This is a genomic window from Roseofilum reptotaenium CS-1145 (assembly GCF_028330985.1).
GTDB classification, from domain to species: Bacteria; Cyanobacteriota; Cyanobacteriia; order Cyanobacteriales; family Desertifilaceae; genus Roseofilum; species Roseofilum reptotaenium.
On record NZ_JAQMUE010000077.1, the window covers coordinates 1 to 26,567 of the forward strand.

The window sequence follows — 26,567 nt, forward strand, 5'->3', positions numbered from 1 at the left end:
TTTAATATCAGAGCGATCGCACAACCGGATTAAATCTTCAATCTTCTTCAAATTCGGATCGCCCGCCAAATAGCCAATTCCTCGATGGATATGACGGCGACATTGAAGTGCTAGGGTTTCCGGATCGGTGCCGAGTCCATCATTAACGCAGCGTTGTTTGAGGGCGATCGCCAAAACATCCGCCAACTCCCCCCCAAAAACCCGCCAAGACAACTCCACATTACTATCACGGGGAATGGGAACCGGAGACGGGATAGACGGTTCCGCCAAAGAACGACAAAATGCCCAACGACACAGAATATTCCACTGTTCAATTTTCGTATACCGTTTCAGTTTCGTCAGTTGATCCTTCGCTGTTTGCGACAGTTGAATCCGTTCGAGAGGTGCATCCATGGAAGAGAAGTAATGAGTAATGCAATCTTCAGTTTAGAATACTTCAATCAAAAGCCAGAGTTATTCGACATTAGGTTTGAACCTTAACTTACCGGATTTGCTTTGTACTTTTATATCTTAAGAATTCAGCATAATCTCGTATTTGAGCTCATAGATCAACGGGTAAACCATGGATAATTGCTAAAACCTCTGCTCCTATCGCTTCTCGTTCTAACTCAATATCAGACTTTGCTAACGTTAATAAGGCTAAAGTCTCTCCTGATTCACTAAGAAATTCTACTTCAAAAGCTTGTTCATCAGCATAGCAATGAACAATTGTCCCTTTACTATTCTTCTTAAGTCCATGTTCTTCAAAGTCATGATTTAAGGTGACAACATCTAGTTCTTGAAACATTTCCTTTAATTAACCCTTGTATTCTAAAAATGGACGAGCAGTTACAAACCGAGGAGTTTCTTGGCCACAATCAATAATCCATACGGTAAGTATACTCACAATTTTACCGCTAGGTGAATCTATTTCTCCTACTCTACTGCTTTCTAACACCTTGTTACATGATACTCCGTCAAGTTGGGCTGACTTGAAATTTTTACCCTATGTGAGTCAATTTACTGCTGATAGTGAGCAAACTGTCCTCTCATTTAAGGGAGATGCACGCAATGCAGGGCATGGTTTTGTAATTGATGCGGTTAGTGTAGTTGAAGTCACAGAGACAGAGAGGACTGAAGTTCCAGAACCTTCTGCTGTTCTCGGTTTATTAGCCTTGAGTGGTTGTAGTTTAGGGATGTTGCGCCGACGGAAAGTATAGCTATAGCAACTCGTTTTTGTAGGGGCGTTTCATGTCGCAAAGCGAAACGGCTGTTCGCCCCTACATTCTTCAACACTATTGGTAATGAATAACTCCTTCCCCTTGGCGGCTGAAGCTTGCTTATAATTATTCATTCCATATTGCAATTCCCACTCGAAAATCTGAGCAAACTGAAAATTTTTGCGAATTTCTAGGGAATTATCATAGGTAATCAACCAGCGATGGGAACAAGCTTGCATCTGTTGGGCAAAGCGTTGATGCTCAAAGCTGGTATGGAGATTACCCTCTTTGCCATATAACTTAGAACCTGTAGCAACTAAATAGGGCGGATCTAAGAAAATAAAAACCCGTTTACCGTGCGGTTTCAGCACTTCACTATAGTCCAAATTGGTGATTTTCACATCTTGCAAAACAGGCGCTAACTTAGCCAAACGATCGATCGAAGAATCCGTAAACCGTTTTAAAAATGCTTGCTGAGAAAAGCCACCGGATTCCACAGTTCCTGAAAAGCTAATCCGGTTGAGGACAAAAAAACGAACCGCTCTCTCTAATTCTGATAAGTCTTCTACGTTGACTTGCAAATATTCCCGAAACAACCTTTTCCCATCGCTGCATATTTCCTTAACGTTCCTTACCTCTGAGGCTAATCGATCTAAATCCGATTGCGCGACTTTCCAAAAGAGAAACAATTCCGGATTCAAGTCATTAATCCAAATTTTTAAGCTTGGATAGGTTTGCTTGAGATAAATAAACAAAGATCCCCCGCCAACAAACGGTTCTCGATATTCCCAGTGTTCGTCAAATCCCTTGGGCAGATGTTGAATGATTTTTTTGATCGCTCTAGCTTTACCACCAGGGTAGCGTAGGGGGCTTTTAATCATGATCAATACTATAGGATTGGGGGATTGGGTTTAAAAATCATTTGAAATCGCTATAGAACAATTTTCTATTCAATTAATCCTTCAGGAGGAGTGATTTCTATCTTCCCCTTCTCTAAATCAACCACAGGTACAATCTCTTCCACAAACGGAATTAAAACCGTTTTTGGGCGATTGGTTTGGCGACGTGGCTTCTTGATTTTACTTTTACGATTGGGAATAGGCTTAGGAGCATCTTCACCTTCTGCTAGCTCTGCTGGGTCATTCTGATGCAGTAATTTGACTTCTAGTAAGTCATTTCCAGCAGCAATGATATCAACAACTACCCCTAAATTTTTTCCAGTTTCCTGTATCCAAACATCTAAACCGAGCAAATCTTGGACATGATATTCATTATCTTCTAATGGGGGACGATCGCTCACCGGAACGAAAAGTTTAGCTTTTTTCAAGGCTTCCGCGCGATCGCGAGTGTCTATTCCATCAAAGGTTAGCACATAGAGTCCTTTCCCCGGAATTAAGCGCCCGTCCAATAACTCTATCGGTTGAGGTATTTTTTCACCCAACCGTTGTATCCAGCGCGTTCCTGCTTCTAAAAACCGCTCGGGAAAATCGGAATCGGGATAAACCCGCACTTGCCCATCTAACCCTTGAGCAGCAACAATATGACCAATTTCAATCCACTCATTTTGACTCATAAACTTTATAGCGCTTCGCGCTAGGGAATAGGGAATAGGGAATAGGGAATAGGAAACACCTCGTTTTACCAATTCCCATTACCCATAATCCAATTAACGGGATACCGCAGTTTGCAAATACGTTGCTTCTACGACTTGGGCTAGTCTGCTCATGGCAGTCGAAATCTCTTCCTCGGTGGCGGTTAAGCTAATGCGAATACATTGATGTTTATGAACCCATTCTTCTTGCAAGCCAGGGAAAAATGTACTTCCTGGAACAACAATCACGCCAACTTTTTTCAGACTTTGGTAGAGTTCCCAATCGGTAATCGGTAAATCACGCAACCATAACCACGCAAAAATCGCTCCTTCTCCCTTATGTAAAAACCAAGGTAGACTATTGGGCATAGCCTCGGTTAAACTGGCTTCCAATTGGGCAAATTTGCTTTGATAATGGGGACGAATGACAGTTTCTGACAAATTTGCCAATTGACCCGATTGAATGGCTCTAGCAGCGATCGCCTGACCATAGCGAGAAGAGTGAATACACAAATTGGTCTGGAACGCTTCTAAAGTAGCAATCAGATCTGGATCGCCAATGGCAACTCCAATGCGTTCGCCCGGTAAACCAGCCTTGGATAAACTCATGCAATGGAGTAAATTACCGCCAAATTGAGGAGTCATTTCGGTAAAATTCAAGGCGGGGAAAGGCGGCCCATAGGCAGAATCAATCAGCACAGGTACATTATATTCTGAGGCTAACCCACTGATTTTATTCACTTCTTCATCGGTGAGAACATTACCTGTAGGATTACAGGGACGGGAAAAAATAAAACATCCCGTATCTTCCGTAATCCTCAATTGACTAAAATCGGGGCGATACTTAAACCGATGATTGCCTTCCTCAATATCTAACTTGGGTTTATAGGCTTTGAGAGCTTCCGGCGTTAAACAGACTCCACCATAACCGGTATATTCAGGACTTAGGGGTAAAACCACCTGTTTGAGTTTTCCCTCAGAAGTATAGCCCCCAAAGGCATTAGCGGCATAAAAATAAACCGACTGAGAGCCTGGAGTAATTAAAACGTTGTGATCGCTCAAATTCAAGCCGTAGCGTTGATTAAAATCAGTCACCACCGCATCAATCAACGGTTGATAGCCTTGGGAAGAGCCATACCGACAGACCACTTCCCCATATTCAGGACTCGCGAGTAAATCAGCCGTATAGTCTCGCCACATCTGTTCCACTGGCGGTAAAATTACGGGATTCCCGGCGCTCAAATTAATAAAATGCTGCCCTCCTCCAGCACGCAAAGTTTCAATAATATCTTTCATAATGGCTCGCACTCCACTCAAGCGAGACATCTGAGTACCAAATTGAGTCAGGGCAGGTTCCATAAGCTATTCTATAAATTCTTGGGTTAGCATACGATCTAAGATGACATGATTTTTCCAAAACGGAATCTCCTGTAAAGAAAACATAACGATTTAGATGGATTCCTATGCAGACTTGGCAAGTCGATTGTTATCGCCGCCCTTCAGAAACAGACACCCAGGAGATCCTCTGGGAGTTATGGATTTGTGAACCGTCCCCCGGAACGTTTCGCTATCGTGCCCTTTGTCCTCAGTCACAAGTTAGTCGTGATTGGTTACTGAGTGAATTGGGGCAATTTGCCACACTTCCGGATGAGCTACACGTCTTCCGTCCCCAAACCCTCCATCTACTCGAACCGGTTGCTCAAACTCTGGGTATTCCAGTCATTCCCACCCGACGTACCTCCACCCTGAAACAGTGGATTGTTGATGAGTTAAAGTGTCCCATTACTTTAGATCGACCCCCTCCGCTGCCCCTACCAGAGGAATTATGGGGCGATCGCTGGCGGTTTGCCACAGTTAGCGCTCAAGATCTACTTCAAGGAATTGGCGATCGCCCCATTCCCATTAAATCCCTACCGGAAGAGCTTTGGCCGATTAATCTCGGTCTTCCGTCCACGGTTTCTATTCCGGGAGTGGTTATTGATGGCGATCGCCAATCTCTGCAATTAGCCCAATGGTTCGCTGAAGCTAACCCCGTTAGTCTCAATTTTATTCCCGGTCAACCCGATGGTCTGATTTTAGAATCCGGATTGAGCGATCGCTGGATTATTACCACCTTTGAAGATAGCGAAGTTCGCCAAGCAGGTCACCAATATAAACAGCGGAAACAACAGAGCAAAGGGCTTCATTTCCTGCTCGTTCAACCTGACAACTCTGGCATGACCTACACTGGATTATGGTTACTCAAACCGGAAAATTAATGCACCAACTCCATCTCTATGACTTCCCTGATTACATCCTCAACTCCTCCACTAACCTCCATTCTTTACCCTAGTGCCGACGGTGAACCCATGGCTGAAACTTACGATCATCTCGATGCCATTCTAACCACTCTTGAAGTGCTAAAAAATCATCTTGCCGGTCAACGAGCCACCGTCCTCAGTGACCAATTTCTCTACTATTCCCAAGGATTTCCCCGGCTTCGGACCGCTCCTGATATCATGGTCATCTTTGACGGTGAGCCAGGCGGCCGAGATAACTATAAAATCTGGGAAGAAGGGGAAGTCCCAAAAGTGATCTTTGAGATGACCTCAGAAAGTACTAAAGATCGCGATCTAAGCTTCAAAAAAGACCTCTATGAACAACTCGAAGTAGAAGAATATTGGCTCTTTGACCCCAAAGGAGAATGGATTGAAGGGCAATTACAAGGATATCGTTTAGTGGCAGGGGCATATCAACCGATTACCGATGGTCTTAGCCAAGCCCTAAACTTGCGACTGCTGCCTGAAGGAAAGCTCATTGGATTTTATCGGCAAGATACAGGAGAAAAGCTATTAATTTCCTCTGAGTTAAGGGCGGCGTTGAAAGCAGAATCTCAAGCTAGACAAGAAGCCATAGAGCAAGCTGAACAAGAACGGCAACGAGCCGAAGAATTACAAGCTCTCTTAAACCGTTATCAAGAAAAGTTTGGAAATCTAGAATAAACAATTATGACTAACCTTTACTTAATCCGTCATGGTATAGCGGCTAATCGAGAAGATTATACCCAAGACGATCGCCAACGTCCCCTAACCTCAGAGGGTATTAAGAAAACCACTAAAGTTGCCCAACGCTTGCAAGAATTAGGGATTACATTTGATTTGATTCTTACCAGTCCCCTCATCCGGGCTAAACAAACAGCGGAAATTTTGCAAACGCTGGGACTGAGTAAGGACGTGAAAACGTCATCTCATTTAGCTCCTGAAGGCGATCTTTTATCCTGGTGGGAGGAGGGGAAAACATGGCGTAACTATGAACACTTAGCCTTAGTCGGGCATGAACCGAATCTTGGATATTGGGCGGAGTCTTTTGTCTGGGGAAAAGTAAAATCACGTCTAATTGTCAAAAAAGCCGGTATGATCGGCATTGCATTACCGGATGTGGGTTCTCCTGTGGGACACAGTGACCTATTTTGGCTCACCCCTCCCCGATTTTTACTGAATTAATGTTGGGAAATGGGAAATCTCCGGGTTTTCCAAGTCCGTAGCGGTATACAATCATGAGTGAAAGTTCAGGGTTCCCTCATCCCTATGAGTGTATTATTTCAAGAAATCAAACAAAGTATTCTGAATCTGGTAGGGGCTGGAATTGAGGCGCTTCCAAGGATTTTAGTGGCGATCGCCTTTTTGATGTTTACCTCTTGGGCTGCTAAGTTTGCCCGTAAGCTGTCCACTCGCGTCACAGATATGACCATCAAAAACCAGTCGCTGCGCTCTTTGTTAATTCAATTGAGTTCTGTGGCAGCTTGGGTTGTGGGGATTCTAATCTCTAGTGTCATCGCCTTTCCAGACCTGCGGTTGGGCGATGTGGTAGGGTTGTTGGGATTAAGTTCTGTTGCGATCGGTTTTGCCTTCCAAGATATCTTTAAGAATTTTCTGGCTGGAATTTTACTCCTGTTACAAGAACCATTCCGCTTAGGCGATCAAATCATTGTCGATGGTTATGAGGGAACAGTAGAAGAGATTTCTATTCGCTCCACCCAAATTCGCACCTATCAGGGGGAGTTGATTGTGGTTCCGAATTCCATTGTATTTACTTCCACAGTGCAAGTATTGACCAATTTACCTCGTCGTCGTACCGATCTGGCGATCGGTGTGGACTATAATACACCCCTGTCCCACGCGATCGAAGTTCTCTATAACGCTATTTCTGGAGTGGATGGAGTCTTAACTGAACCCGATCCAGAAGTCGATATTGTCGGCTTTGGGGATAGCTCCATTGACTTAAAAGTACGCTACTGGACAATTCCGAATCAACGAGAAGTCTGCCGCATTCAAACTCGGGTGATGTTAGCCTTAAAAAATGCCTGTGATGGCGCAGAAATTAATATCCCCTATCCCATTCGCACTGTCTATCATTATAATCAAGAATACTTTAATGATACTTATCCCCAGGTTTCAAGTCGAACTGCCTTACAATCCAGCCCGTACGATCAAAATAGGGGGTAATATCCGGAACAAAAAAGAAAATTATATAGCACTTCTCTCTTCTGGAGGAGTACAGCTTGGAGCCTTAGCCTCTAAGCAATACAGGCTACTCTCTAGTAGGAACTACTCTATCAAATCCTTAACTATTTAATCTTTATTGGTATTAAGGGTTCTATTGAACAGATCCTTCAAGCAAAATGAGAAAAACACACTATGATAAAGAAGGGTGTGAAATTTGAATAGAGCCTTAATCTTTTCATCATCAGTTGGTGCATGGATCCAAACAGATATTCAGTCAACATGAAGTCCTCTAATTTTGATTAGCGCTCCCATGCAGTTTATTATGAATAATACTTTGTCTAATAGAGCTAATAGGGAAGGATCAATGACACTGACTTGGAATCAAGCAGGTCAAGATGTCCGTTGTAATTTATCCTCCGATCGCCTCATCTATTATCGCTTACTCACAGAGGTGATCTCCAAAATCCGGTCTTCCTTGGATTTAGAAACCATTTTGAAAACGACGGTTGTCCAACTCCTTGAGGTTCTCAATACAGACCGAGTAGCCGTGTTTCAATTTAATTCTGATTTAGTTTGGCATGGTGAAGTCATTTGTGAGGAGGTGAAATCTCCTTGGAAACCGGCTAGTTCGATTCAAGTTTACGATCATTGCTTTGGGGAACAGTTTGCGGCTGAATACTTAAAAGGCCGTATTAGCGCTATTCCGGATATTTATACTCCCCAAATTAGTGATTGTCATCGAGAAATTTTAGCCCAATTTCAAGTCAGAGCTAATCTGGTTACGCCCTTAATTAAAGGGGATGAACTATGGGGATTGCTCTGCATTCACGAGTGTGGTCAATCCAGGACTTGGACTGCGACTGAAATAGAATTTGTCAGTCAAATCAGTCAGCAATTGGGAGTCGCCATTCAACAAGCTAATTTACTTGAAAAAACGAAAAAGCAAGCCCAAGAATTAAGGCAAACTTTGGAGAAATTACAACGCACTCAAGCGCAGATGATTCAAAATGAAAAAATGGTTAGTTTGGGGAATTTAGTGGCTGGAGTTGCCCATGAAATTAATAACCCTGTCAGTTTTATCCATGGAAATTTAAGCTATATTCAAGAATATGCCCAAGATTTCGTCCAACTTCTGAGGGATTATCAACAGGGTTATCCCGATCCAGGGGGTGAACTTCAAGAATCTTTAGAAGATAAAGATGTGGAGTTTATTCAGGAAGATCTACAAAAAATCTTGACATCTATGAAGTCGGGAACTGAGAGAATTAAGGGAATTGTAGCCTCTTTACGCAATTTTTCCCGCATGGATGAAGCTGAGATGAAGTCTGTTGATATTCATGAGGGAATAAATAGCACTCTGGTTATTTTAAATCACCGTTTAGAAGGGAAAGAAAATCGTCCTGAAATACAAATTTTTAAAGACTATAGTGATTTACCTTTGATTAATTGTTACCCAGCACAATTAAATCAAGTATTTATGCATCTTCTGAGTAATGCAATTGATGCCTTACACGAGAAAATAGACAAGGATCGTTACATTAAGATTAACACAGAAATTGAAGGGGAAAACGTGAGAATTTCTATTGCGGATAATGGAGGTGGAATTCCAGAGTCTATCCGCTCTCAGGTGTTTGATCCTTTTTTCACTACTAAACCGCCGGGTAAAGGGACAGGTTTGGGATTATCGATCTGTTATACAATTGTTGTGGAAAAACATCAAGGACGACTCTGGTGTGATTCCTATCCAGGAGAGGGGACTCGGTTTACCATTGAGTTACAACCAGAGTTAATTAACGATCCAGATTAAGGGTTAAGCTTGCGTTGCGTATTGTCAATGGCTTTGAGGGCATAGGAGTCCCCAGGACGGTGTTCGAGGGCGATTTGAAAGTATTCGAGGGCGATCGCATATTCCTGGCGATCGAATGCTTGATATCCGGCATTCATAACCTGGGTATAGCTGCCTTGTTGAATGCGCTGTTGGGTATTTTCAACTGCTTTTTGGGCGTAAGTATTATCAGGTTGCTCTTTTAAGGCTTGTTCAAAATTAATCAGGGCAGTGTGATAATCCTCTAGATCGAAGGCATGATACCCCACTTCCATATAGCGCTTAAACTGAGAGCGCGAACGATAGGCTCTTAAAGAAATTGAGGGTTCATAGGGAGGTTGGGTTTCGGGAGCTACTTCTACTGATAGGACAGTTTGTTTGGGATAGTTGAGCATTACTTGAGTCACCGGAGTTTCCGATTTGTCTTTCGGAGTCCAGTGAGCAATAATGTTTTGAAAGCTCCAATTTTGCAGGATCGCAAGAATTGCACTAATTCCTATAAAGATTATGCCCACTAGTTGAGAGAATAGACTCATCTTAACCGATCGTTTATTCCATTTTATACTGATAAATAGAAGCGCACCAATGAAGGGTAAAAATAGATAGGAGATTCCCCAAAAAATGCTTTCTCCAAAGGAAATCACTAGAGTCCAAATTGCCCCAAATCCAGCTAAACCTAGCCCAATGAGAAATAAACTAATGACCCAAAGTTCCATGAATCTATTGACCTTGTTGGTAGTGTCACCCTAGGGGTAAGACCCTTGTAGTCTCTGACCGATAAAGGGTTGAACCCCTTGTGTGTGTTTCCCTCTAGTTATAGCATGTGGCCATTCAAATGAAACATGGCTCTAAACCGATACAATGGGATTGGTCTGACAGGGTAATCAGGTGATTATGGATAGAATATGGAAATGGATCGGTAAACTGATGGCCATGGTTCTCATTGGACTCTTAGTGGCGTGTAGTAACACGGGAGGCAGTCCCAGCCAAGCTCTGGTCAAAACAGCGATCGCCCTACAACTGCATCTGACTCAAGTACAACTGAATACTCCCCTGCATATTGAACGATCGCCCCAACTTGATGTTAAAGGAATTCAGATTAGTAGCAGCGATCGCCTCCCTGACCAGAAATTACCCACCTTTCATATCCAAGGAACCTACAATCTCGATATTCAACTGTCTGGACAGACTCTTAAACAGCGCCAAAACCCCTTTGAAATTTATGTCCAGGAACAAATCGAGGGAGAAACCTGGCGACTGTTGCGCCCTCAAACCACTGCGGAGGGAACTGAGTGGCTAAGTTATCAGATTAATGGAGACCTATAGCGCTTTGGGTTGGTCATGAATAATTAATTATTAATTATTAATAATGAGAATGAAGAGTAATGGAGTAATCATGTATTCATATGGTATTCCCTACTCCCTATTCCCTAGAACTAAATAATCCGTAACCGTTTTTTCTCAATTACCCCTTCTCCTCGACTAGCTTCACTAAATACATCATAAATGACGGATAATTCTCCCTCTTCTTCCTTAATTCTGACCATGCCAAAATTATTATGACGACATAAATACAAATTCTCGAATTGGTAGGGGGAACGGTCTGGAAAATCTTGCAACTCTCCCCTCTGCTGAACTAACATTTTCAGAATTTTACGCGCTGATTGCCGAATAGTCGCATGGGTAATGGGACTAGAGGTCAGTTGAAAAACTTGTGCCTCTGGAAAGTCCGTATTAAACAGCCGAAATGCTGCACCAATATGGACATCTCCACTAATAAATAATACCGGACGACCCGTGGTTTGGCAAAATTTAAAGAGCTGATCGAGGAGTCGATTTCGTTCTTGCCAATGCCGCTCATGATTCCATTTATCCCGTAAGTCATCTGTTAATCCTAAATAGGGAATATCGAATTGATTGACCACAAAATTATCAAGATGAACAGCAGGCATGGGAGAAATAATACCCAATAATCGGCGATCGCTTGTATATTGCCGATCGAGCCAGGTTTCAAACCGTTCCCATTGAGCTTCTCCCAAAATCCTGAGTTCAGAACGATTAAAATCTCGCTGTCCACGCATATCCAGGGCATAAAATGCACAGAGACCATAATCAAAGTGATAATCGAATTGATGATTCGCGATATCTGTTGGTGGATTATGGGAATGTTGATATTCTTGATAGACTTGTCGAGCGGCTAAAAACATTTCCTGAGTCAATTTCAGAGTATCTTCAGACGCATTGAATTGCCAACCTTGATGTAAGCGTGCTTCTAATTCTGAATCGGTTAACGATCCCCAGCCATCCATGATTTCATGGTCATCCCAGAGCATATAGTTGGGGAATTGACGGAATATGCTTTGAATGGGTTCTAGCCCCCAATAGTGTTGATAAATTTCTCGATACCAGTCAATCATCTCTTCCTGTGAAGGGGGATTAAATTGGGTTTGTTTTAACTTCTCCAACAGATCGAGCTTGTCATTGCCATCAACATAAATTTGATCGCCAACACCAACAACAAACCGAGCCTGAGCATCCGTTAATTCTTCTTCAAAACTTTGCCAAAAATCTAGGGAAGTGAGTCGATCGCCGACATAGGGCATATGACAGCTATAAAAGCCAAAGGTTAGGCTGGGGGATTGTTCCGGGAACGTGCGAAAATATAGGGGGTGGTCATGGCCCAATTCCCAAGTGCGATCGCTAGCATTATGTCCAGAAAAAATAGCATACCGATAGCGGGTATCGGGTTTTAGACCTTCGAGAGTCACCACATGGGTCAAATCGGTATCTGGGGTTAAGCGAAAGGTGGAGATAGGGTTTAAGTCAGAGAGAGAAAAATTTTCGCCCTCGTCCACTACGATCGCATATTCGCCAGCTTGGGCCCCGCGAACCCAGAGGCGTACGCTTGTGGGGGTGGTATGGCCAATAATGGTTGCTTTTTCCAGTGGGGGATTGGGCCAAGGAAAATTGAGGGAAGTCATCAATCATACTCCTGAAGAAAGTGCTCTAGGGTTTGGCGATCCGGTAAAGAAGGTTGGGTCCCAATGACTGTAGCTGAGATAGCTCCTGCTGCCGATCCCCATTGGATCGCCTCCTGGAGGGATAAACCTTCATTTAGAGCAGTCGCTAGAGCGCCATTAAAGGCATCTCCAGCGGCCGTTGTATCGACCGCTCTGATGGGAAAAGCGGGTAAAAACCCAGTTTCTTCATGGTTTGCCCAAACCACACCGCGATCGCCTAATTTCACAATTGCCGTCTTTACCCCCCACTCTAAAAACTGATAGGCTGCTTGGGTAGCACTTTCTCGATCCTCAATGGCAATTCCCGTTAACTGAGCGGCTTCGACTTCATTCGGGGTAATAATATCGACCAAGCCATAGAGAGCATGGGGAAAATTTTGGGGCACAGGAGCCGGGTCTAAAATCACGGGAATTCCAGCCTGTTTGACTTTTTCAGCCGCTTCTTGTACCAAAGAAAGCGGTACTTCCAACTGAGTTAAAAATACGGTTGCTTGGGGTAATATCGACTGAAGATACTCTAATTCCGTCCGATCCAGACAAGCATTTGCCCCCGGAATGATAATAATACTATTTTGTCCTTGAGCATCCACGGTAATCAGGGCAACCCCCGAAGGTGTATTCTGATCCATGTGAATCCCATCGGTACAGACCTGAGCTTCCTGTAAAGTCAGGAGTAACTGATGGCCAAAATCATCATTGCCCAAACGTCCCACTAAATGGGTTGTCGCTTCCAGACGGGCGCAGGCGACGGCTTGGTTTGCCCCTTTTCCCCCTGGAATCTTTAGCAAACGCTCTCCTGCAAGGGTTTCACCGGCGATCGGTAAACGAGAGACTGTAGCCACTAAATCTAGGTTAATACTCCCGAAAACAATCAGACTCATGGGGATATATAGCGCTTTGTGCTAGGGAATGGGGAATAGGGAATAGGGAATAGGATGGTGGATGGCTTTGGGGATTTAACAGTGCACTCAATAACAGCACTTTGTGCTGTATAGATCAGGTGAGTTTACCAGAAGTTAATCGAGATAGACACTTGTTATAGTGAGTCTAATTTTAGCTTTGTAAGGACATACTTTATGCCTGACCCATCTGAATTTTTGTATCCTCGTAGTCGATATTACGGTGAATTCCGGCCAGAATATCTAGTTTTTGATGCTAACTTGCAAGAGTTTGCTCAAAAAGTTACGTATATTTGTTCCTTGGAAACTGGGGGTAAAATTCCCCCCGTAGAAGCCTACGAACAAATTCGCAAGTTATGGCTAGAACTAGAACAAAGTAAGGATCGGTTGGGTTTAGAAAAACCGCCTGAAGACCCTTCAGCAGACTAAGCCTCAATCAGACTTAAAATCATGCCTTCCCGGGCCAAAATGGTATTGGGATAGTTGTGTTGAACTTCCTCTTCAATTTGGTCGAGGGTATCATCATCATGATTGGGTTCATGGTGAAAAATGATTAGCTTTTTCACCCCTGCGGCTTGGGCTACTTTAACCCCTTCTTGCCAGGTAGAATGACCCCAACCGACTTTAGGCGATTTAGGGTTGCTGTATTCGTTGTCGGTATACATGGCATCGTAGATCAGGATATCAGCATCACGAGCTAATTTGAGGACATCTTCATCGAGGCGATCGCTATAATGCTCCGTATCCGTACAATAAACCGCTGTATGTCCTTGCCAAGTAATTCGATAGCCCATCGCTCCATTGGGATGATTGAGATGTCCCGTTTCAATCTCAATATCATCTAGGGTAACCCGGTCTCCTGGAGAGACCTGAGAAAACTTCAGATCTGCTTTGGGTATAGGTGAGGGGACAGGGGAATTCACATGGAGAATGGCATGATGGAAATGGTCTTCTAAGGACTCACTCGAATCCGGTACATCTCCCCAAACATGGATTTGATTGCCTGGAGTAAACAGGGGCATGAAAAACGGCACGCCTTGGATATGATCCCAATGGTAATGGGTAAAAAAGAGATTAATATCCAGAGGGTATTCTGTTGAGAGGCGATCGCCTAAAGCGCGTAAACCTGTTCCGCCATCAAAAACAAAGTGTCTCTCTCCAATACGCATTTCTAGGCAGGAGGTATTGCCACCATAGCGCACTGTTTCCGGACCGGGAGCGGGAATACTGCCCCGCACACCCCAAAATTGAACCTCAAAGCGTGAAGAAGAATGCTGACTAATCATCGAAAAAATTGGGTTTGAAACCCCGTTCTAGAAGGACGGCTTTACAGTACAACGGGTAGGAGTTGTTGGACTGACTAACGATAACCAAGTAGTAAGTTTGGCTAACGCTCCAATCTAATTGGACTTTTGGCGGTGAGACACACCGTTTCAGCCTGTGGAGCTTTATCTAAGACTCGAAAGGCATACACTCTCGAAAGCCGTTGCGAACAACCCGCAAAGGACAGAAACTCCGCACCCCAATCATGAGGTTTCCGCTTCGCGGACATGAATGGGAATCACCGTCCTTCCAGGGCGGTGGGGATGTCAAAATCGAGTGTTCTGCATTGACCTTGGTGACGCAGCAGGTGGTCGCATAAAACTAGGGCCACCATTGCTTCTACCATAGGCACGGCTCTAGGTAAAACGCAAGGATCGTGACGGCCTTTCGCCGCGAGAAGGGTTTCTTGGCCTTCTCTGGTGACAGTACGCTGTTCTTTGCGAATGGTGGCGGTCGGTTTAAACGCCACGCGGAGAATAATCGATTCACCATTGGATATTCCCCCTTGAATGCCTCCGGAACGATTGGTAGTGGTTCGGACTTGTCCCCGATCATCTAGGGTAAATTCGTCATTGTGTTCACTCCCGGTGAGCAGGGTTCCCGCAAACCCAGAACCAATCTCAAATCCTTTCGTTGCAGGTAAAGACATCACCCCTTTAGCCAAATCTGCCTCTAGTTTATCAAATACGGGCATTCCTAGACCTTTTGGCACATGACGGGCTACACATTCGACCACCCCACCTAGGGAGTCTCCTTCCCGTTTAATGGCTTCAATGCGCTCAATCATCCGTTCATAGGCTTCGGGATCGGGACAACGGACGATATTACTTTCCACTTGTTCAAGAGTGACCGTTTGTGGATCGACGATCGCCTCTAGATCTTGAATGCGTTTCACATATCCAATAATTTCTACCCCAGCAGCCTGTTTAAGGATTTTTTTGGCGATCGCCCCGGCTGCCACTCGGCCAATGGTTTCCCGCGCCGACGAGCGCCCCCCACCTTGCCAATTCCGAATCCCATATTTAGCGTCATAGGTCGCATCTGCATGGGATGGCCGGTATTTTTGCGCCATTTCATCATAATCCTGGGGCCGGGTATCCTTATTGGGAACCAAAATCATAATGGGTGTTCCCAAGGTTTTCCCTTCAAAGACTCCAGAGAGAATCTCACAGGTATCCGTTTCTTTGCGTGGTGTCGTAATTTTACTTTGTCCCGGCCGACGGCGATCCAACTCTACTTGAATCTCCTGAGCTGAAATCTCTAGGCGCGGTGGACAACCATCAATAATTACTCCAACCCCACCCCCATGGGATTCCCCAAATGTCGTAATCCGAAATAAATGCCCGAAGGTATTACCCATAATTCTTAGTTAACCTAGCTTAGATCTATCCTACTGCCTTAACTCCCCTAAAATCTCAGGGTGTTTCAATTAAGAAGCATCAATCGACTGCCATCAGGTAATTTCAACCTCGGAGAGTAGGTCTTACGCTAAAATCGGGAAAAACTTGCCACGCCTATGATCCGACGTATGGCTTTGCACTCTAAACGGTTGGGGAAAATTGGGTTAATTACTATTGGGTTCCTGCTGGGGATTTCTGGGGGAATTTATGGAATTTTATTACTCTTGCGTCCGGCTCGTACTCCCCAGGTACAGGAACTGTTTCCGGGAGTGACGTATACCCGTTTGATTCGCTCAACGCCCCGTCCGTTGATCATTCATCAAGTCAAAATTGACTTAAAGGTTGCATGGGGGCAACCTTTCGTGACTCCGGGAGATCCGCAACCGGATGGTATGGATATTGCAGCGCGCACGACTTCGGAGTTTGTACGGGAATTTGGCGTACAGTTGGGGATCAATGGTAGCTTTTTCTATCCCTTTGAGGTCAAGTCCCCTTGGCAAGTTTATCCTGAATCGGGCGATCGCGTGCGGATTGCTGGCCAGGCGATCGCCAATGGTATGGAATATTCTCCGGTGAATGCGGGTTGGCCGGTTCTCTGCTTCCTCTCCTCCCGTCGCGCAGTTATTCCGGGGGACTTTACTTGTCCGGCTGAAACTCAAGAGGGGATTTCTGGGGGCACTATTTTAATCTGGGATGGGGAAGCGGTTCCTCTGATGTCCGGGCCGTTTTATGATTATGCCTATCCTCGAACGGCGATCGGATTGGATGCCTCAGGTACTCAGGTCTTTATTGCGATCGTGGATGGTCGTCAACGGTTTTATAGTGAGGGAATGTCTTTACCCGAATTGCAAGCTTTGTTTGCAGAATGGGGAGTAGAGACGGCGTTAAATTTTGATGGCGGTGGATCGACAACGTTGGTGGTTGCCGATCCCGATCTCCGGGTTCTGAATGCCCCCATTCACACCCGTATTCCCCTACGTCAACGTCCGGTGGCGAATCATTTGGGTTTTGTGAGCAGTGAGGAGTAGGAATTACAAGAGTATTAGCGGGACGTTTTCATCCCCTCTCTGAAGAGCAGGGGATGAAAACGGACACGGTCGGTTTTAACCTGCCAGTAATTTTAAGGCTAGATAGGTTATCATAGAACCATGAAAAAACACTATGGATGCCAGCAAAATCTCATCAAAAACTGGGAGGAATTGCCCTTCCTTGAGTATCTTTGCACGACTGCCAACAAGCTGATCAACTGTGGGATTTATTTGGCTCGACAATGGTATTTTAAGTGCCGCTATATCACCGGTAAATATGACCTGGAAAAACAGCTCAAACCCAATACTAATTATCAATTACTTCACTCACAAGCCGCTCAACAAACTCCTCAAGGAGTAGCCGAATCGTTCAAGTCGTTCAAGCAACTCTCTAAGCTGTATATCAGCGGAGAGTTATCAACTCGTCCTCACCTACCTAGCTATCGAAAAAAAGGAGGACTAGGAACCATTGCTTATCCTAGGCAAGCCTTAAAACTTAAAGATAATGAGGTTCGAGTCCCTTTGGGCAATAAGGTTAAAGCGGCTTTTGGGGTTGAGGCTTTCTTTCTCCCGTTTCCTAGCAATCTTGACTTTAACCCGATTAAGGAAATGCGAATTCTCCCACATAATGGTTGCTTCTACGTTCAGTGGGTCTACCCATTAAAGCTCAACCTCTCAACTCCTCTTAACTCCAAAAAGGCATTGGGAATTGACCACGGAATTGATAATTGGTTAACGTGTATTAGTAATACCGGGACTGGCTTTATTATCGACGGGAAGCAGGTCAAGTCGCTCAATCAGTGGTACAACAAGCAAATGGCCACAATTAAAGAAAATAAACTGCAAGGATTCTGGTCAAAACGATTAGCTCTCCTGGCCGAGAAGCGCAATCGTCAGATGCGAGATGCTGTAAACAAAGCAGCAAGATTGGTGATTAACCATTGCTTAGAAAAGGGTATTGGTCGTATTGTATTTGGCTGGAAAAAAGGGCAAAAAGATAGTATAAATATTGGAGCAAAAAATAACCAAAAATTTGTCCAAATCCCTACGGCTAAACTCAAAAAACGAATCGAGCAAATGTGCCAGTTGTACGGGATTGAATTTGAGCAAGTTGAGGAAAGCTATACATCCCAAGCTTCGTTTTTGGATAATGATTTCTTGCCGACCTTCGGTGAAAAACCCGAAAGCTGGAAACCATCAGGGAAGCGAGTGAAGCGAGGATTGTATCGTACTCAACTGGACGAGCTAATTAACGCTGACGCTAATGGAGCAGCAAACATTTTAAGGAAAGTAGCGGCAACTTCGGGTTTTGCACTCGAAGGAGTCAGTAGAGGCGCTTTGACAACGCCTTTGAGAGTCCGATTGTGGACGGCTTAAGAATCCCCGTGTCTTCAGACTGGGGAGTGTCAAAAATAGCGCTTAATAAACTGAATGACCTCTGCTAGTCCGGTATTGTTTTTGAGGTTGGTAAAGATAAAGGGTTTATCGCTGCGCATTTTTTTCGCATCCCGTTCCATGACGTTGAGATCTGCACCAACTAAGGGAGCCAGGTCGATTTTATTAATCACTAATAAATCAGATTTTGTAATTCCCGGGCCGCCTTTACGGGGGATTTTATCACCAGCAGCCACATCAATGACATAAAGGGTAATATCGACTAATTCGGGACTAAAGGTAGCCGCTAAATTATCACCACCACTTTCGACAAAGAGGAGATCTAAATCAGTAAAGTGTTGCTCGAGTTGCTCGATCGCCACTAGATTAATGGAAGCATCTTCTCGAATCGCTGTATGGGGACAGCCTCCGGTTTCTACACCAACAATGCGATCGCTAGATAATGCCCCAGATCGGACTAAAAATTGGGCATCTTCTTGGGTATAGATATCATTGGTTACCACCGCAATTTGATACTGGTCTCGCAAAGTTTGACACAGTAAATTTACCAAGGCGGTTTTTCCCGATCCAACGGGCCCAGCCACTCCTACACGCAATTGAGTCATAAATAAAGTACTTTTTGTTTCAACTAAATCCCTGAGAAAGAGTAAGTTTAAGGGAAAAACAGTTTAGCCATTACCCATTACCCCGGTTTAGCTTCTAAAGAGTCGAGTATATTGGGTTTCGTGGGCCATGCAGTAGAGGGAGAATCCCCAGCTACAACTATAAAGGTTATCGTCTTCTAAAGCCAGAATTTCAGGGACGATCGCCGTAATATGAGGATGAAGCTCAAGTAACAGCTTTTGACCTGTAGTTTGACCGAGGGGAATCAGCTTCACGCCAGCGGTGATTAGGTTAGACACCCAACTTTGCAGATAGGCTAAAAGGGCATTTGCAGGGGAAATCTGCCAAGATTGGGCGGCGATCGCAAATACCAGGGGATAGCTCCATTCTGGCCCCAACTCCTGTAAAATGGGTGCAAGATCGGGGACTAGCGTTTGCAGAAGTAGACCCAGCGATCGCCCCATTTGCACGGTTTGTTGTCGTAATTCTTCCGTTTCTCTAGTGGCCAGAAGCCAATGATTCCAATAGCGCAGCGTCGCATAATCTTGCTTTTGCATAGCTTCCCCTCCCCGGATTAACGCTGCTCCATCCAGGCGAATAGAACCTAATCGTAACCCATCCCTCAACCACTGCTCTAAAGCAGTTTCATCGGTAATTTTTCCCTGTTCAACGAGGGTTTCTAAGCCTTCGGAATAACTGTAAGCTCCTACGGGTAAGGTGGGACTGGCTAATTGTAATAAGGATAATAAGACAGAATCCTGCATATGGTATTTGTCATTGATACGATCAATAATAATAGTGAACAGTAACTCAAAAATCCCAATTTCTATAGTGTTGCGCCCTAGAGTAGGGGAATTCCCTTCCGCTTCCCCTAAAATCCGACACTAGGGGGGTGTGGAAATGGCTTCTGATTTCACAAGTACTGTATCCCTTACCCAGTCTTCCCTACAGCCTTTTCGATGGTTGAGGTAGCGTCGGACTAGATAGGACAAGGGTTTGAGCGATTTTCACTGGCTTTTTAGCCTTGAGTGAACTATAATTAGGGGGGTGTGTCGGAAATGAACCTTGAAAACTAAATACAGCAAGGGTCTCGGAAGCCAGCGGTTGAAACCCATCTAAATCCCTATGAGGGATTGAAACGAGAAAGTGAAACAACGAAGCTTTTCAGCGATTAGCCCCCGTTGAAACCCATCTAAATCCCTATGAGGGATTGAAACAAGAAAGCCTTGGACGATACTGAGGCAACTGTGGATGTTGAAACCCATCTAAATCCCTATGAGGGATTGAAACTATGAAGAAAAGATGGAGCATCTCAACGCAGCAATGTTGAAACCCATCTAAATCCCTATGAGGGATTGAAACAGAGATTTTAAGAAATGCAAAGCAACCAATGACAGCAAACTTGGTTGAAACCCATCTAAATCCCTATGAGGGATTGAAACGTTTTCTCAGGACTATGGGGGCGAAAGTTTTCACTTATGTTGAAACCCATCTAAATCCCTATGAGGGATTGAAACTTTTATTTTGCACTGAAGTACTCCCCTTCTCGTTCGTATTGTTGAAACCCATCTAAATCCCTATGAGGGATTGAAACTTTAATGGCGCTTACGCCATTTGCAATTTATATCTCATTGTTGAAACCCATCTAAATCCCTATGAGGGATTGAAACAGGGACTTCCTGCACGATGCCTTCTTCAAGCATTTCGTTGAAACCCATCTAAATCCCTATGAGGGATTGAAACTGCAACGCCAAATTGAGAGAGATGTGGCCCGCCAGTGTTGAAACCCATCTAAATCCCTATGAGGGATTGAAACATCCAACATCCTCTGAAGGCTGTACCACGGGATGTATGAGTTGAAACCCATCTAAATCCCTATGAGGGATTGAAACCAAATTTTCTACTTGCAAGCGCTCCATACTTTCAAGTTGAAACCCATCTAAATCCCTATGAGGGATTGAAACCAAACCTATTTTTACTATTTCCGCAATTTATGGCAAGTTGAAACCCATCTAAATCCCTATTCCCTATTCCCTATTCCCCATTCCCTATTCCCTATTCCCCATTCCCTAGCGCGCAGCGCTATGATTGATACACTCGTCCTTTCCAGCCGCCACCGCGACCTTGCCAGTGACGTAGAGCTGAGTCTAGAGTCATGAGAGTATAGAGCGAAGCGATAAGAGGTAGGGCAAAACCGGCTAAGGGAAATTGGTGATAGAGTTTAGCTGTGGGGGTATAGGCGATCGCCATTAATGCCCAAGTCAGCCCCCCGATCGTCGTCAGAATGGGCACACCAGAAATCCATCCCCACACACAAGCCACCACGGGCAAAATATAGACCAGCACCATCCCCAAAAGCGTTCCCAGCAATAACCAGGGAGAATAATTGAGTTGGGTAAAAGCTGTTCGAGCAACCATATCCCAGATGGGTTGTAACGTGCTGTAAGCGCGCAAACTGTACGTTGTTTCACTTAAGCCTAACCAGATGCGCCCGGAGCCAGTAGACTTCACCGCTTGAGCCAAAGTACAATCATCAATCAGAGCATCTCGCAGGCGCTCCAATCCGCCAATTCGGGTTAGGGCATCTGGCGTAATTAAAATACAACCCCCTGCTGCTGCTGCCGTGGATTTACGGGGATTATTCACCCAAGGAAACGGATAGAGTTTTTGGAAAAAGAAGACAAAAGCCGGAATCAATAGATGTTCCCAAACACTTTCACAGTGTAATTTAACCATCACTGAGACTAGCTCTAGATCCTCCTGTTGGGCTTTGTATACCAATTGGCTTAAGTGTTCCGGAGAATGTTCAATATCAGCGTCGGTGAACAGATAATAATCCGGAGGAGAAGATTGGCATTGGTAGTATTTAACGCCTTGTTCCATGGCCCAGAGCTTCCCAGTCCATCCAGAGGGTAAAGATTCTGAAGAAATGACCGTCACGCCATCAAAGGATTGAGCTTGGATTCTGGTATCATCAGTACTTTGGTCATCTATAACCAGAATAGAGTAGGGGCCGGGATAATCTTGATCGACGAGCGATCGCACACTCCGACTCATCACCTCACTTTCATTCCGCGCTGGGACGATTACACCCACTTTGGGATAACTCGCCTGCGGCTCATCCCCAGCGTTGACCGATACCTCTAGCCGTTGATTGGCCCACCAAAAGTTACCCCAAAAACAGAGTAAAATCACCCAAATTATTCCCGATACACTCAGGCTAATCATCAACATAACGCCATTGAACATGAAATACGAACAACTATCCTCCTTCCGATCCGTCGATGCTCCCCATCCCTCCATTCCTTTGCTTTAATGGAGGATGGATTGATTGATTGTTACAACAGGAGTAATTACATATGGTGGAGGCAGTGAGGGTCAGGACTCCGGCAAGCGCAGCTAACTTGGGCCCTGGCTTTGATTGTATGGGAGCAGCGCTAACATTGTATAATGAATTTTGCTTTTCGCTCCTCCCTGATGAAGGTTCCCTAGACATTGACCTGAAGGGAATTGATGTGGTTCACCTGACCACAGATGCTGATAACTTAGCGTATAAATCCTTTAAGCGGTTGTACGATCGCCTGGGAAAAAAGACCCCAGGGGTGAAAATTGAGATTGATATGGAAATCCCTCTGACGCGAGGGTTAGGCAGTTCAGCAACGGCAATTGTGGCTGGATTAGTAGCCGCTAATCATTTGGCAGAGAGTCCCTTAAGCCAAACTGAACTGATGGAATTGGCGATCGCCATAGAAGGATTTCCAGATAATGTGGTGCCCGCCCTCTTAGGGGGCTGTCATTTAGCCACAAAAGACGAAGGCGGTTGGTTAATCTGCGATATTCCTTGGCACGAGACCATTATTCCAGTGGTTGCCATTCCCAACTTTGAGTTATCCACCGCAGACGCACGCCGGATCTTGCCCAGTGGATACGATCGCCAAGATGCCATCTTTAATATCAGCCATATCGGACTATTGGTGCGAGGGCTGGAAACCGGTAATCCAGAATGGTTGAAAAGGGGCATGGAAGACCGCATTCATCAACCCTATCGTAAAACCCTAATTCCTGGCTATGATGAGGTCAAACAAGCAGCCATAGAAGCTGGCGCTCTGGGCGTTGCCATTAGTGGTGCAGGGCCGACGTTGATTGCTTTTGTCAATGCAGATCGAGGGACTGAGGTGGGTACAGCAATGGTAGAAAGCTGGAAAACTCACGGTATCCATGTCGATGCTTTATCGCTCATGCTCGATCACAAGGGAACAACCGTGGAAACGGTTGAGCTGGAATAACCTTCCCCTCAAGTTGGGGAAACGTTCTGTAGTCTAGGTCACAAAAAAACGATCCAACTGGATTAAAATAGTTTCTCTGGCAAATTACTTAACGTTTCCTTAACTCAGGCAACAGGAGTGTAACGGTATGGCACATCGTATTGGTCGGCGTAAGTTTCTCGTCTATGGTTCTGCTGCTCTAGGCACGAGTATTTTACTCAAAGCTTGTGGGGGTCCAACAGATACAGCGAATGAAACATCTGAGCCGGTAGAGCAAAGTAATAGCACTACTCCAGCAGCAAGCAATACGATTAAAGTCGGTATTTTGCATTCCCTGAGTGGAACCATGGCGATTAGTGAAAAAAGTGTGGTGGAATCGACCCAATTAGCGATCGACCATATCAATGAAATGGGTGGAGTCCTCGGAAAACAGATCGAGGCGATCGTCGAAGATGGCGCTTCTGACTGGCCCACTTTCGCTGAAAAAGCCAGAAAGTTGATCGATCAAGACCAAGTGGTAGCGATTTTTGGCTGTTGGACTTCTGCCAGTCGCAAGGCTGTTTTACCAGTGTTTGAAGAAAAAGACCATATGCTTTGGTATCCTGTGCAGTATGAAGGCCAGGAATGCTCAAAGAATATTTTCTACACAGGAGCCGCTCCGAATCAACAAATTGAGCCTTCAGTAGACTGGTTATTAGCAGAGAAAGGTACAGAATTTTTCTTAGTCGGCTCTGATTATGTATTCCCCCGCACCGCCAATACGATTATTAAAGAGCAACTGGCTGCCAAAGGTGGAACTACCGTAGGAGAGGATTATTTACCCTTGGGGAATACGGAAGTGACCCCCATTATTACGAAAATTCGCCAAGCTTTGCCCGATGGTGGAGTAATTTACAATACTCTGAACGGGGATAGTAATGTCGCCTTCTTTAAGCAGATGCAAGGCGCTGGGCTAACTCCAGATAAGTATCCGGTAATGTCGGTGAGTATCGCTGAAGAAGAAGTGAAGGCGATCGGGGTCGAATATCTCAAGGGTCAATACGCCGCTTGGAATTACTTCATGACTGTCGAAAATCCAGCCAATGAGAAATTTGTCGCTGACTTCAAGGCCAAATATGGAGCAGAGCGCGTTACCAATGACCCCATGGAAGCCGCTTATATTGGTGTCCATATCTGGAAACAGGCTGTAGAAGCAGCCGGAACGGCTGATAATTTAGATGCTGTCCGTGAAGCCGCTTATGGTCAAACCTTTGAGGCTCCAGAAGGACCAGTGATGATGAATAATAGCCATCATTTGTCCAAGTGGGTACGGATCGGAGAAGTGCGTGACGATGGTCTGTTTGAAATTGTCAACGCTACCGATGCTGCGGTTTCTCCCCTCCCTTGGAACCAGTTTGTAGCCGAAACCAAAGGCTTTGCCTGTGACTGGTCAGATAAAGCCAAAGGAGGCAAGTTCAAGATTTAGAATTAACAATTAATGATGAATAATTGTTAGGTATCTGTAGGGGCGAAAAATTTTTCGCCCCTACAAATTTTTGTAATACTATTTCTTTTTAAGAGTGCTACTAATCGATTTTTGAGAAGCAAGTTGCTCTTTCCCACTTGTTAAAACACAACATCAGACAGAAATGGTATAAATATTATTATTAATTTGGAGAAAATCGTGCAACTGTTACTCGAAGGAATTTTTAACGGCATTAGCATTGGCTCTGTTTTGCTCATGGCTGCCCTAGGTCTAGCGATTATTTTCGGCTTAATGGGTGTCATTAATATGGCTCACGGCGAGTTGATGATGCTAGGCGCTTATACCACATTTGTGGTGCAAAATGGTTTTAAGGCCATGGGCGATCAATTCTTTGAAGTTTATATCTTTTTTGCTCTACCGGCCGCCTTTGTTGTCGCCGCAATCATGGGAATTATTCTAGAGCGAGGGGTGATCCGGTTTTTGTATGGCCGCCCCTTAGAAACCCTGTTAGCCACTTGGGGGGTGAGCCTAATTCTACAACAGTTTGTCCGGAGTGTGAGTTGGCAAATGGTGATTGGGTTAGGGGTATTTTGCCTGCTGTTTTTTGGTGGTTGGTGGGTGGTATCCCGTCGCCCGAATTTTGAGCAGATGCGTAAATGGGCACTCTCGATCCTCTTACCTCTATCTGCCGGAATTGCTCTTACCACAGGGATTATCCTAGGTAATATCTTTAAATTAGCCGTCACTCAACCCTGGTTTGGAGCGCAAAACGTCGATGTCACTGCTCCCTCTTGGTTACGTGGGGGGATTCCTATCCTCAACTTCCAACTCCCCTACGCTCGCTTATTTATCATCGCCTTAACTGCAATCTGTGTGGTCGGAATTTATGTATTTTTACAGCGATCGCCCTGGGGATTACGCATTCGAGCCGTTACCCAAAACCGCACGATGAGCGCCTGCTTAGGCATTCCCACCCATCAAGTTGATGCGCTCACATTTGCCCTCGGTTCTGGGTTAGCAGGGGTGGCTGGATGTGCCATTAGCTTACTCGGTTCTGTCGGCCCCAATACAGGACAAAATTATATTGTTGATGCTTTTATGGTGGTTGTCGTCGGAGGTGTGGGTAAATTGGTGGGTAGCTTAGTGGCAGCCTTATCCATTGGTACCTTAAACTATCTCATCGGTTCCGGCACCCTCGCCTTAATTGCCACTCCTATTCAACCCATTGCGGATTTCTTTACCTTTTTTGCCACGACTAGCATGGCAAAGGTGATGGTATTTGCGTTCATTATTGCTTTCCTGCAAGTCCGTCCGGCAGGGATTTTCCCGCAAAAGGGGCGCACAGTCGATGCTTAATCATGAATCCTTAGTTCCAAACTTAAAGAGAAATGATATTAGGGCATGATCATTTGAGTATTTCTTTACTTTTCCTCTCCTATGACTACTTGGGGTTGTTCTGTTGTCTGTTCTTTATTTCCTTCCTGATCTACATCGATGGAGCTTGCTGTTTAACGATCTCTGACCCAGCGCGATCTCCTCCTTGGCCTGATCGCCTCCTCTCTTAAGATACAAGGGGCGGGTTTTAACCAGCTCTGGGAAACCTACCATCAATCCTGTAAACCCGTCCCATCCCCAGCACATCAAACATTAATTTAACTAAACGTATTGGTTTGCTGGTTACCATGTCCAACTTGCGCCCCTTTCACCTCCGCTTCAAATGTCGTCTGAAAGCTCCCAGGGATTGACTCTTTCGACTCCATCTCATCGAGCAGTTTCTGAGCAGCCGCTAGAATTTCCTTATCCTTATCTGCTCCTGCTTCGAGTAACTTTTTCTTCAAAGGAGCTTCGTAAGTTCCCGTATCGCTCTCATGTTCTTCCAACACCATTTCCGCTTTCGGTTCTCCACCAAACTTGCGCTTAATCAATGCCTTCAGCCCTTGATACGCATCCGGTGCAGCATCACCCGCTACTAACGCTGCCATAATCAAACCAAGAGGCTCTATATTTCCTCTCCCATCAGATCAATTATCTACAATTCCCGGCTTCCTTCATTATGCTCGTTCTGCCACC

Annotated in this window: 27 protein-coding genes and 1 CRISPR repeat array; of the genes, 13 read left to right on the forward strand and 14 right to left on the reverse strand. The window is 44.9% G+C overall.

All coding sequences use genetic code 11. The features are described 5' to 3' along the window. Positions 1-393 (reverse strand): DNA sulfur modification protein DndE (dndE, locus tag PN466_RS14415; protein ID WP_271940343.1); only part of this gene is annotated, 393 nt, incomplete at its 3' end. 148 nt (positions 394-541) lie between these two features. After that, positions 542-787 carry a DUF4926 domain-containing protein gene (locus tag PN466_RS14420; RefSeq protein WP_271940344.1) on the reverse strand — a complete coding sequence of 82 codons (246 nt, stop codon included), beginning with the start codon at positions 785-787 and terminating at the stop codon, positions 542-544. A gap of 184 nt (positions 788-971) precedes the next feature. On the opposite strand from PN466_RS14420, the gene PN466_RS14425 reads away from it, so the two are divergent. Further along, the gene (locus PN466_RS14425) at positions 972-1,199 is read left to right on the forward strand and encodes a PEP-CTERM sorting domain-containing protein (protein ID WP_271940345.1); all 228 of its coding nucleotides are present in this window, start codon (positions 972-974) and stop codon (positions 1,197-1,199) included. Positions 1,200-1,228: 29 nt separating this feature from the next. On the opposite strand, the gene PN466_RS14430 is transcribed toward PN466_RS14425, so the two are convergent. The 3 genes from PN466_RS14430 to PN466_RS14440 all read right to left on the reverse strand — a co-directional run bounded on the left by PN466_RS14430 (position 1,229) and on the right by PN466_RS14440 (position 4,149). Continuing rightward, a complete protein-coding gene (locus PN466_RS14430; RefSeq protein ID WP_271940346.1) occupies positions 1,229-2,080 on the reverse strand; it encodes a DNA adenine methylase in 852 nt (283 codons plus the stop codon). 65 nt (positions 2,081-2,145) lie between these two features. After that, the gene (rimM, locus tag PN466_RS14435) at positions 2,146-2,772 is read right to left on the reverse strand and encodes a ribosome maturation factor RimM (protein ID WP_271940347.1); all 627 of its coding nucleotides are present in this window, start codon (positions 2,770-2,772) and stop codon (positions 2,146-2,148) included. 93 nt (positions 2,773-2,865) lie between these two features. Then, positions 2,866-4,149, reverse strand: a complete 1,284-nt coding sequence (locus PN466_RS14440; RefSeq protein WP_271940348.1) for a valine--pyruvate transaminase — start codon at positions 4,147-4,149, stop codon at positions 2,866-2,868. 104 nt (positions 4,150-4,253) lie between these two features. Between PN466_RS14440 and PN466_RS14445 the strand changes: the two genes are divergently transcribed. The 5 genes from PN466_RS14445 (at position 4,254) to PN466_RS14465 (ending at position 9,081) form a co-directional block, all read left to right on the forward strand. Continuing rightward, positions 4,254-5,048, forward strand: coding sequence for a Tab2 family RNA-binding protein (locus PN466_RS14445; protein ID WP_271940349.1), 795 nt, complete (start codon positions 4,254-4,256; stop codon positions 5,046-5,048). An 18-nt stretch (positions 5,049-5,066) separates the two neighbouring features. Beyond that, positions 5,067-5,771 carry a Uma2 family endonuclease gene (locus PN466_RS14450; protein WP_271940350.1) on the forward strand — a complete coding sequence of 235 codons (705 nt, stop codon included), beginning with the start codon at positions 5,067-5,069 and terminating at the stop codon, positions 5,769-5,771. Positions 5,772-5,777: 6 nt separating this feature from the next. Further along, a complete protein-coding gene (gene sixA, locus PN466_RS14455) occupies positions 5,778-6,272 on the forward strand; it encodes a phosphohistidine phosphatase SixA (protein WP_271940351.1) in 495 nt (164 codons plus the stop codon). Between the two features lie 84 nt (positions 6,273-6,356). Continuing rightward, positions 6,357-7,274 carry a mechanosensitive ion channel family protein gene (locus PN466_RS14460; protein ID WP_271940352.1) on the forward strand — a complete coding sequence of 306 codons (918 nt, stop codon included), beginning with the start codon at positions 6,357-6,359 and terminating at the stop codon, positions 7,272-7,274. A gap of 364 nt (positions 7,275-7,638) precedes the next feature. Beyond that, on the forward strand, positions 7,639-9,081 hold the full coding sequence (locus PN466_RS14465; protein WP_271940353.1) for a sensor histidine kinase: 1,443 nt from the start codon (positions 7,639-7,641) through the stop codon (positions 9,079-9,081). Here PN466_RS14465 and PN466_RS14470 read toward each other — a convergent pair. Further along, positions 9,078-9,815, reverse strand: a complete 738-nt coding sequence (locus PN466_RS14470) for a hypothetical protein (RefSeq protein ID WP_271940354.1) — start codon at positions 9,813-9,815, stop codon at positions 9,078-9,080. The genes PN466_RS14465 and PN466_RS14470 overlap by 4 nt on opposite strands. Positions 9,816-9,993: 178 nt before the next feature. On the opposite strand from PN466_RS14470, the gene PN466_RS14475 reads away from it, so the two are divergent. Then, the gene (locus PN466_RS14475; protein WP_271940355.1) at positions 9,994-10,425 is read left to right on the forward strand and encodes a hypothetical protein; all 432 of its coding nucleotides are present in this window, start codon (positions 9,994-9,996) and stop codon (positions 10,423-10,425) included. Positions 10,426-10,535: 110 nt separating this feature from the next. On the opposite strand, the gene PN466_RS14480 is transcribed toward PN466_RS14475, so the two are convergent. Further along, positions 10,536-12,080: an alkaline phosphatase D family protein gene (locus PN466_RS14480; RefSeq protein ID WP_271940356.1), complete on the reverse strand. Its 1,545-nt coding sequence runs from the start codon at positions 12,078-12,080 to the stop codon at positions 10,536-10,538. Then, a complete protein-coding gene (rbsK, locus tag PN466_RS14485; RefSeq protein WP_271940357.1) occupies positions 12,080-13,000 on the reverse strand; it encodes a ribokinase in 921 nt (306 codons plus the stop codon). The genes PN466_RS14480 and rbsK overlap by 1 nt, the downstream gene beginning before the upstream one ends. Positions 13,001-13,195: 195 nt before the next feature. Here rbsK and PN466_RS14490 point away from each other — a divergent pair, with 195 nt between their 5' ends. After that, complete coding sequence (locus PN466_RS14490; RefSeq protein WP_271940358.1) at positions 13,196-13,447, forward strand: DUF7219 family protein; 252 nt, start codon at positions 13,196-13,198, stop codon at positions 13,445-13,447. Here PN466_RS14490 and PN466_RS14495 read toward each other — a convergent pair. Then, positions 13,444-14,304, reverse strand: coding sequence for an MBL fold metallo-hydrolase (locus tag PN466_RS14495; protein WP_271940359.1), 861 nt, complete (start codon positions 14,302-14,304; stop codon positions 13,444-13,446). The two genes, PN466_RS14490 and PN466_RS14495, sit on opposite strands and share 4 nt — an antisense overlap. 275 nt (positions 14,305-14,579) lie before the next feature. Further along, positions 14,580-15,701, reverse strand: coding sequence for a chorismate synthase (aroC, locus tag PN466_RS14500; protein ID WP_271940360.1), 1,122 nt, complete (start codon positions 15,699-15,701; stop codon positions 14,580-14,582). Positions 15,702-15,869: 168 nt separating this feature from the next. Between aroC and PN466_RS14505 the strand changes: the two genes are divergently transcribed. Next, positions 15,870-16,769 (forward strand): phosphodiester glycosidase family protein, encoded by a 900-nt coding sequence (locus PN466_RS14505; RefSeq protein WP_271940361.1) that lies wholly within the window; start codon positions 15,870-15,872, stop codon positions 16,767-16,769. Positions 16,770-16,889: 120 nt separating this feature from the next. Further along, positions 16,890-18,146: an RNA-guided endonuclease InsQ/TnpB family protein gene (locus PN466_RS14510; protein WP_271940362.1), complete on the forward strand. Its 1,257-nt coding sequence runs from the start codon at positions 16,890-16,892 to the stop codon at positions 18,144-18,146. Between the two features lie 29 nt (positions 18,147-18,175). On the opposite strand, the gene ureG is transcribed toward PN466_RS14510, so the two are convergent. From ureG to PN466_RS14525, 3 genes are all read right to left on the reverse strand, one after another. Next, positions 18,176-18,769 carry an urease accessory protein UreG gene (ureG, locus tag PN466_RS14515; protein WP_271940363.1) on the reverse strand — a complete coding sequence of 198 codons (594 nt, stop codon included), beginning with the start codon at positions 18,767-18,769 and terminating at the stop codon, positions 18,176-18,178. An 87-nt stretch (positions 18,770-18,856) separates the two neighbouring features. Continuing rightward, on the reverse strand, positions 18,857-19,531 hold the full coding sequence (locus PN466_RS14520) for an urease accessory protein UreF (protein WP_271940364.1): 675 nt from the start codon (positions 19,529-19,531) through the stop codon (positions 18,857-18,859). 339 nt (positions 19,532-19,870) lie between these two features. Then, a CRISPR array of direct repeats spans positions 19,871-20,731; the repeat unit is 37 nt; unit sequence GTTGAAACCCATCTAAATCCCTATGAGGGATTGAAAC. 118 nt (positions 20,732-20,849) lie between these two features. Then, complete coding sequence (locus PN466_RS14525) at positions 20,850-22,016, reverse strand: glycosyltransferase (RefSeq protein WP_271940365.1); 1,167 nt, start codon at positions 22,014-22,016, stop codon at positions 20,850-20,852. Positions 22,017-22,126: 110 nt separating this feature from the next. Here PN466_RS14525 and thrB point away from each other — a divergent pair, with 110 nt between their 5' ends. From thrB to PN466_RS14540, 3 genes are all read left to right on the forward strand, one after another. Beyond that, positions 22,127-23,053, forward strand: coding sequence for a homoserine kinase (gene thrB, locus PN466_RS14530; protein ID WP_271940366.1), 927 nt, complete (start codon positions 22,127-22,129; stop codon positions 23,051-23,053). A 127-nt stretch (positions 23,054-23,180) separates the two neighbouring features. Then, the gene (gene urtA, locus PN466_RS14535) at positions 23,181-24,497 is read left to right on the forward strand and encodes an urea ABC transporter substrate-binding protein (RefSeq protein WP_271940367.1); all 1,317 of its coding nucleotides are present in this window, start codon (positions 23,181-23,183) and stop codon (positions 24,495-24,497) included. A 255-nt stretch (positions 24,498-24,752) separates the two neighbouring features. Then, positions 24,753-25,853: an ABC transporter permease subunit gene (locus PN466_RS14540; RefSeq protein WP_390890006.1), complete on the forward strand. Its 1,101-nt coding sequence runs from the start codon at positions 24,753-24,755 to the stop codon at positions 25,851-25,853. 296 nt (positions 25,854-26,149) lie between these two features. Here the strand turns inward: PN466_RS14540 and PN466_RS14545 are convergent, their stop codons facing one another. Then, a complete protein-coding gene (locus PN466_RS14545) occupies positions 26,150-26,479 on the reverse strand; it encodes a hypothetical protein (protein ID WP_271940368.1) in 330 nt (109 codons plus the stop codon). Positions 26,480-26,567: the final 88 nt, after the last annotated feature.

Bases quoted from the DNA above. Each gene is read 5' to 3' on its own strand.
- PN466_RS14445 (WP_271940349.1), top strand. From the start codon at position 4,254: ATGCAGACTTGGCAAGTCGATTGTTATCGCCGCCCTTCAGAAACAGAC.
- PN466_RS14540 (WP_390890006.1), top strand. From the start codon at position 24,753: ATGGCTGCCCTAGGTCTAGCGATTATTTTCGGCTTAATGGGTGTCATT.
- rimM (WP_271940347.1), bottom strand. From the start codon at position 2,772: ATGAGTCAAAATGAGTGGATTGAAATTGGTCATATTGTTGCTGCTCAA.
- PN466_RS14430 (WP_271940346.1), bottom strand. From the start codon at position 2,080: ATGATTAAAAGCCCCCTACGCTACCCTGGTGGTAAAGCTAGAGCGATC.
- ureG (WP_271940363.1), bottom strand. From the start codon at position 18,769: ATGACTCAATTGCGTGTAGGAGTGGCTGGGCCCGTTGGATCGGGAAAA.
- PN466_RS14545 (WP_271940368.1), bottom strand. From the start codon at position 26,479: ATGGCAGCGTTAGTAGCGGGTGATGCTGCACCGGATGCGTATCAAGGG.
- PN466_RS14495 (WP_271940359.1), bottom strand. From the start codon at position 14,304: ATGATTAGTCAGCATTCTTCTTCACGCTTTGAGGTTCAATTTTGGGGT.
- rbsK (WP_271940357.1), bottom strand. From the start codon at position 13,000: ATGAGTCTGATTGTTTTCGGGAGTATTAACCTAGATTTAGTGGCTACA.
- PN466_RS14450 (WP_271940350.1), top strand. From the start codon at position 5,067: ATGACTTCCCTGATTACATCCTCAACTCCTCCACTAACCTCCATTCTT.
- PN466_RS14525 (WP_271940365.1), bottom strand. From the start codon at position 22,016: ATGTTCAATGGCGTTATGTTGATGATTAGCCTGAGTGTATCGGGAATA.
- PN466_RS14465 (WP_271940353.1), top strand. From the start codon at position 7,639: ATGACACTGACTTGGAATCAAGCAGGTCAAGATGTCCGTTGTAATTTA.
- PN466_RS14490 (WP_271940358.1), top strand. From the start codon at position 13,196: ATGCCTGACCCATCTGAATTTTTGTATCCTCGTAGTCGATATTACGGT.
- PN466_RS14440 (WP_271940348.1), bottom strand. From the start codon at position 4,149: ATGGAACCTGCCCTGACTCAATTTGGTACTCAGATGTCTCGCTTGAGT.
- aroC (WP_271940360.1), bottom strand. From the start codon at position 15,701: ATGGGTAATACCTTCGGGCATTTATTTCGGATTACGACATTTGGGGAA.
- PN466_RS14520 (WP_271940364.1), bottom strand. From the start codon at position 19,531: ATGCAGGATTCTGTCTTATTATCCTTATTACAATTAGCCAGTCCCACC.
- PN466_RS14420 (WP_271940344.1), bottom strand. From the start codon at position 787: ATGTTTCAAGAACTAGATGTTGTCACCTTAAATCATGACTTTGAAGAA.
- PN466_RS14505 (WP_271940361.1), top strand. From the start codon at position 15,870: ATGGCTTTGCACTCTAAACGGTTGGGGAAAATTGGGTTAATTACTATT.
- PN466_RS14460 (WP_271940352.1), top strand. From the start codon at position 6,357: ATGAGTGTATTATTTCAAGAAATCAAACAAAGTATTCTGAATCTGGTA.
- PN466_RS14510 (WP_271940362.1), top strand. From the start codon at position 16,890: ATGAAAAAACACTATGGATGCCAGCAAAATCTCATCAAAAACTGGGAG.
- thrB (WP_271940366.1), top strand. From the start codon at position 22,127: ATGGTGGAGGCAGTGAGGGTCAGGACTCCGGCAAGCGCAGCTAACTTG.
- PN466_RS14480 (WP_271940356.1), bottom strand. From the start codon at position 12,080: ATGACTTCCCTCAATTTTCCTTGGCCCAATCCCCCACTGGAAAAAGCA.
- PN466_RS14470 (WP_271940354.1), bottom strand. From the start codon at position 9,815: ATGGAACTTTGGGTCATTAGTTTATTTCTCATTGGGCTAGGTTTAGCT.
- urtA (WP_271940367.1), top strand. From the start codon at position 23,181: ATGGCACATCGTATTGGTCGGCGTAAGTTTCTCGTCTATGGTTCTGCT.
- PN466_RS14475 (WP_271940355.1), top strand. From the start codon at position 9,994: ATGGATAGAATATGGAAATGGATCGGTAAACTGATGGCCATGGTTCTC.
- sixA (WP_271940351.1), top strand. From the start codon at position 5,778: ATGACTAACCTTTACTTAATCCGTCATGGTATAGCGGCTAATCGAGAA.